Source organism: Anaerovibrio sp., from assembly GCF_024697385.1.
GTDB lineage: Bacteria > Bacillota > Negativicutes > Selenomonadales > Selenomonadaceae > Anaerovibrio.
Genome location: NZ_JAILFV010000114.1, coordinates 1 through 5,951, shown reverse-complemented (window position 1 = coordinate 5,951; position 5,951 = coordinate 1). Strand labels below are relative to the sequence as shown.

The following is a 5,951-nucleotide window of genomic DNA, read 5'->3' as shown; positions in this document are numbered from 1 at the left end:
GAGCTTTAAGATGTCCCCTTCCTCTTTAGGTGGGGGAAAACAAACTACAACAGCTGGCGAGCATATCTCCCAGCTCGTTGAAACGCTAATTGGAAGATTTTTCTTCTAAAGAAGAAAAATTTGAACAATGGCGTTATAAGGCATCCCATGAAGCAGTCTTATTTTATTTGGTTAAAAAGAATTTAGGAATTTTTGCAATGAATAATAAGTTACCGGAAAATATGCAGTACAGCTGTCTGGTAAAGCTCAGGAATGAACACCCCGCATGGCGGCTTTTGGCCTCAGAGCAATGTAGCTTTGTGGCTTCCTTTCTTTATCAGGAATTTATGGTTCAGAATCAGCGGGCAATACCTGAGGACAGGCTGCTGGAGGATTTGAATAATTATATCTATCACCTGCACGATAATGCTGAAGCAGAGGATATTATCAGACCTGCCAAGGATTATCTGGCTTCCTGGACAGATGCCCAGCATTCCTGGCTGAGAAAATTTTACCTGGGGAGGAATACTCCCTATTATGATCTCACTGCAGCAGCACAGCGTGGTCTTCAATGGCTGGCAGGCTTGCACCGAAAAAGCTTTATTGGTACAGAGTCCAGGGTACGCCTTGTGTTCAATCTGATAAGGGAAATTGCCGAGGAGACGAACCGGGATCCTAAGGACAGGATTGAATACCTGAAGGGGCAAAGGGCTGATATAGACCATGAGATAGAGTATCTGGAAAATGGTGGCGTTCCTGCCACGATTGATGATATCCAGGTAAAGGACAGATATATCCATGCAGCGGAGACTGCCAGAAGTATATTGGCTGATTTTCGTGAGGTGGAGGAAAATTTCCGCCGCCTGGAGAGCCATCTCATGGAACAGATTGTTACCTGGAAAAAGGGTAAGGGGGAGCTTTTAGATCAATTTTTCCGGGACAGGGACTACATTCAGAATTCTGAACAGGGCCGCAGCTTTATGGCTTTTTGGGAGTATCTCATGAAGTCCTCATCAGACGGTAAGCTGGATAAAATATTGGAACAGGTCCTTGCCCTTGATGGAATTGATGAAATTGAGCAGCAATACGATATGCGGCATATTCGTCGCCAGTGGTCTGAAGCGGCCAGACAGGTAATGGATACCATAAGCAATCTGTCCAGGCAGCTCTCCAGATATGTGGATGAGGGTGGCCTGGAGCAGGAAAAATATATATATGAGCTTATTAAGGGTATAGAGGATAAAGCCTTGAATATCAAGGACAGAATACCCCGTGATAACGATTTTTGCCGCATGGACCAGACTGCCCCGGCATTCGATTTTGTTATGGACAGGCATATTTATGTTCCCCCGAGAAAACCTGTTATTCATAGCAGTGCGGTTCATAAGGGGACACATGATGGTTCTGTGGAAGCACTGTTTAAGCAGGTATATGTGGACAGAAGGATTTTGGAAAATAACGTAAATGAGCTTCTTAAGGACAGGGATATGGTCACCCTGAATGAGGTGTTGGATAAATATCCGTTAAAAAATGGACTTACAGAGCTTTTGGGATATCTGGTCATAGCCAGCTCTGACAGCCGCAGCTTTGTTGATGGGGAACGGCAGAAGCTGGAGATAGAGAACATTGAAACAAATGATGTTCAGGTAGATATGGACAGGATAGTATTTTATAAAAAAGGGGATGATAAGTGATGGTTGATGATATTGAATATTCAAGGGCACTTATCACTGTGCTGAGGGGTGTCGTGGACAAGAAGGAGCAGCTGGGTATTTGGAATACAATAATGGAAAATCGTCCCCGTATTGAAGAATATATGAGGCAGATAGGCCTAATTTTATATGTGGACACTGCTGCAGGTTATGCTTATGTACGCCAGGATGACAATACAGAGCTGCCACGGCTGGTTCCAAGGCATCAGCTGAGCTATGGCCTGAGTATCCTTCTGGTACAGCTTCGCAAGGCTCTGGGGGATTTTGATGCAGCCAATGGCGACAGTGTGCTGGTCTTATCTCTGGAGGATATAAAGCTGCGTCTGAAGGCCTTTTATCCTGCGGTAACCAATGAAACAAAGTTTGACAACGAAGTAAGCAGAAATGTAAAGAGGGCTGTGGAAATGGGTTTTCTGTCGGAGATTTATGGCCAGACCGATACCTTTGAGGTCAGGGAGCTGATAAGAAACTTTGTGACGGCAGACTGGCTGCAAAAATTTAATGACAGGCTTCAGGACTATATTGATTGCAGTCCTGTTGATGATGAAGACAAAGATGTAATGCCATTATCATTGTAAAGGATATAAAGATGGATTTATTTGATTTTGAACATGACCCGGCAGATATAAAGATGGGCTTTAGGCTCATCAGGCTGGAGGTATATAACTGGGGGACCTTTGACGGAGAAATATGGTCCATGGAGCTGGACGGGGAAACTTCCCTTTTGACAGGTGATGTTGGTTCCGGAAAATCCACACTGGTGGACGCATTGATTACTTTATTGGTGCCTCCCAAAAAGGTGACTTACAACAAGGCGGCAGATGCCAGTGCCAGGGAAAGAAGCCTGAATTCCTATATAAGGGGATATTATGCCCAAAAGCGTTCTGAGGATGGTATTGGCCAGCCTGAGGCTTTGCGTGATCGAAATCAGTACAGTGTCGTACTGGCAGTTTTTGGGGATGAAAATATTGGTGCCAGAGTAACCTTGGCCCAGGTGTTTTGGTATAAGGATGAAACCGGCAGCCCCCAGCGTTTTTATGTATTGGGCGAAAAAACATTGTCCATAGAAAATCATTTCAGCAACTTTGGCAATGATATCCGTTTCCTCAGAAAACGCCTGAGCAATGATACATATATACATATATACGATGATTATCCAAGATATTCAGAGGAATTCCGTCGTCGATTTGGTATTGGCAATCATCATGCCATGGACCTTTTTCAGCAGACAATATCCATGAAAAAGGTGGATGCCCTGACCAGCTTTGTGCGTCAGAACATGTTGGAGCAGCCGGGCACCCAAAATGATGTGCAGCGACTGCTGGAACATTTCCACGATTTGGATACCGCCCACAGTGCAGTGGTACGGGCCAGGAAGCAGGAAGAACAGCTGGTGCCTTTGACAGAAACCGGGGAGAGCTATTTTGACCTCCATGGTCGTCAGGTGGTGCTGGAGGAAATGGAAACAGCGCTTAATGTATGGTTCGCATCAAAAGACAAGGCTCTCCGTGAAAAAACATTGCTGGACCTTAAGGCAAATCTGGCGGAGGTTAAGGCGGAACACAGGGCTGTTATGGACGATAAACAGCAAAACGAAGAAAGCATTGAAAATGTTCAAAGGCAGTTGTATCAAAATGGTGGAGATAAGGTATCTGTCATTGAGGAAAAAATCGCCAATGCCGGTAAGGAGCTGGATGCACGCAACAAACAAAGACAGCAATATGCTGAGGCGGCCAATGAGCTGCAGCTTGCTGTTCCGGATAATCAGGCAGCTTTTGATAAAAATAACACAAGTCTATCTGAACTCAATGAATTTGAAAAAAATCATGAGGCTGAATTGGCTGAAGCCAGAAGTGAAAATGACAGTGAATTGAAGGCATTGCAAAATTCCATCAGTATGCTGCAAAGGGAGCTGGAATCCCTGAGGTCCAGAAAATCCAGTATATCTGCGGAATATATTGAGCTCAGAAAACAGATTTGTCAGGACCTTGATCTGGCAGAGGGAGAACTGCCCTTCGCAGGTGAACTCATGCAGGTAATGGAAGGTGAGGAAGAATGGGAAGGTGCTATTGAACGATTGCTTCACGGCTTTGGAATGTCACTGCTGGTGCCCAAATTCCATTATGGTGAAATAATTCAGTGGATGGAACAGCACAGTGTAAAAAGGCGTATAGTTTATTACTGCTGCGAGGAATATGTAGAGCCGACCAATTTTTCTGATTTGCCGGAAGCTGCTGCATGCACCAAGCTGGAAATCCGCCAGGATTCTCCCTTTACTAATTGGGTGATGCGTGAACTGGCGCAAAGATTCAGTCATGTCTGTTGCGAGAATCAGCGGGAATTTCAGCAGGAAAAATATGCCATAACCAGGAAGGGTCAGATCAAGACCCAGGGCAAACGCCATGAAAAGGATGACCGCTTTGGGCTGGATGACCGGCGCCGCTATGTTCTTGGCTTTTCCAATCTCAAAAAAATACAGGCCCTGGAGCTGGAGGTCGAAAATCTTGAGGAAGCGGTCCGGGAAGCAAATAAAATGGATGGTCGGCTGAAGCGTCAGATAAGTCAGTCCCGCAAAAAACAGCTGGCTGTGAACAGCCTGCTGCATTATCAGGATTTTTCCCTCATTGACAGTATTTCCATGGAAAACAGCCTGGAGGAATATAAAAGGAAATTAAAGGAGCTCCAGGAAGAAAATATCCTATATACAAAGCTGGAAAAGGAGCTTGGTGAGCTAAAAACCCTTCGCAAGGACCTGGATTTGCGCCTGCAGAGAATAGTGGTAGCCCTCAACAATATCAATTACAATATCAAGGTTCATTCCCAGGGAATTAAGGCTGATGAAGATCAGTTGGCTGATATTCCGGAAGAGATAAAGGCAGCTGTGTTGCCGAGAATTTCAGAAAGAGCGGCCCAGGTATTTGGGGACACACCAATAACCCTGGATAATCAGGTAAAATCCAGGGAAATCCTCAGGGAAAATATCCGTCATGAGCGGGAGATACTTGTTCGCGCCAAGGAAGAAAAGGGGCAGCAGCTTGTGGTCATGATGCAGCGGTTTAAGGCTTCTTTCCCGGAGCTGGGGGATGAGCTTATTGCTTCGTCTGACTCACTGAATGATTATCGGCAGCTGCTTTCCAGGCTGCAGATGGATTCCTTGCCGAGATTTGAGGAAAAATTCCGCATTCTGCTCAGGGAAAATACCATAAACAGAATGGCGTTGTTCCAGGAAAAATTAAATACTGAATGTGATGAAATCAGGGAAAGAATCGAAATGATCAACAAATCCCTGGCAACCATTGATTACAGTGAAGGCCGTTATATTCAAATTGAATGTGATAATGTGGCTGATAATGATATCAAGGACTTCAGACGGCAACTGAAACATTGTATCAGTGGTTTTTCTGACGAAGCCGGTGAGGGTGTATATTCCGAGGAACAATTCAGGCAGATTGAAGGGATTATTCAGAGGTTCAGAGGTCGTCCTGAATGTGCGGAAATAGACAAAAGATGGACCGGTCGTGTCACTGATGTACGAAACTGGTTCAGCTTTGCCGCATCTGAGCGTTGGCGCGATACTGATGAGGAATATGAGCACTATACTGATTCCGGCGGCAAGTCAGGAGGACAAAAGGAAAAGCTGGCATATACCATCCTGGCAGCCAGCCTGGTATATAATTTTGGCCTGGAAGCAAAACATAAGGCCATAAATACCTTCAGATTTGTGGTGATAGATGAAGCCTTTCTGAAAAGCTCTGATGAGTCTGCACGATTTGGGCTGGAGCTTTTCCGGAAGTTGGATTTACAGCTTTTGGTTGTAACACCTTTATTGAAAATCGGTACAATAGAGCCTTATGTATCCCATGTGGGCTTTGTGTATCAGGATGACCAGAAGCACAGGTCCTATCTGCGCAATTTGACCATCAAACAGCTTGAAAAAGAGCGTCAGAAATTCAGGGAATAGCATTTTTAGAGGCATTGCAGGGTGACAGGCAATGCCTCCTTTTGGGTGTATATGATGTTGGCTTGCAATAATATTTGCATATAGAGTTAGTTCGAAAGCAGGAAGGTCATGGGAAATTTCTGCCAGAGCATGAAGATGCAAGCTAGATACCTATTACCCTTGTTATAACGCCATTGTTCAAATTTTTCTTCTTTAGAAGAAAAATCTTCCAATTAGCGTTTCAACGAGCTGGGAGATATGCTCGCCAGCTGTTGTAGTTTGTTTTCCCCCACCTAAAGAGGAAGGGGACATCTTAAAGC

4 protein-coding genes are annotated in these 5,951 nt (G+C 44.8%); 3 read left to right on the top strand and 1 reads right to left on the bottom strand.

Annotation, left to right across the window (positions count from 1 at the left end; genetic code table 11):
- Nucleotides 1-89: 89 nt before the first annotated feature.
- From K6C05_RS06115 to K6C05_RS06105, 3 genes are read left to right on the top strand one after another with little or no spacing between them, the layout of a single operon-like run.
- On the top strand, nt 90-1,673 hold the full coding sequence (locus tag K6C05_RS06115) for a DUF3375 domain-containing protein (RefSeq protein WP_296732539.1): 1,584 nt from the start codon (nt 90-92) through the stop codon (nt 1,671-1,673).
- Entirely contained in the window at nt 1,673-2,269 is a 597-nt protein-coding gene (locus K6C05_RS06110) for a DUF4194 domain-containing protein (protein WP_296732537.1), read from the top strand. Before K6C05_RS06115 ends, K6C05_RS06110 begins: the two co-directional genes overlap by 1 nt.
- A gap of 11 nt (nt 2,270-2,280) precedes the next feature.
- Nucleotides 2,281-5,652, top strand: a complete 3,372-nt coding sequence (locus K6C05_RS06105) for an ATP-binding protein (protein ID WP_296732535.1) — start codon at nt 2,281-2,283, stop codon at nt 5,650-5,652.
- 86 nt (nt 5,653-5,738) lie between these two features.
- Here K6C05_RS06105 and K6C05_RS06100 read toward each other — a convergent pair whose 3' ends face one another.
- Nucleotides 5,739-5,864: a hypothetical protein gene (locus tag K6C05_RS06100; protein ID WP_296732532.1), complete on the bottom strand. Its 126-nt coding sequence runs from the start codon at nt 5,862-5,864 to the stop codon at nt 5,739-5,741.
- Between the last annotated feature and the right edge of the window lie 87 nt (nt 5,865-5,951).

Bases quoted from the DNA above. Each gene is read 5' to 3' on its own strand.
- K6C05_RS06110 (WP_296732537.1), top strand. From the start codon at position 1,673: ATGGTTGATGATATTGAATATTCAAGGGCACTTATCACTGTGCTGAGG.
- K6C05_RS06105 (WP_296732535.1), top strand. From the start codon at position 2,281: ATGGATTTATTTGATTTTGAACATGACCCGGCAGATATAAAGATGGGC.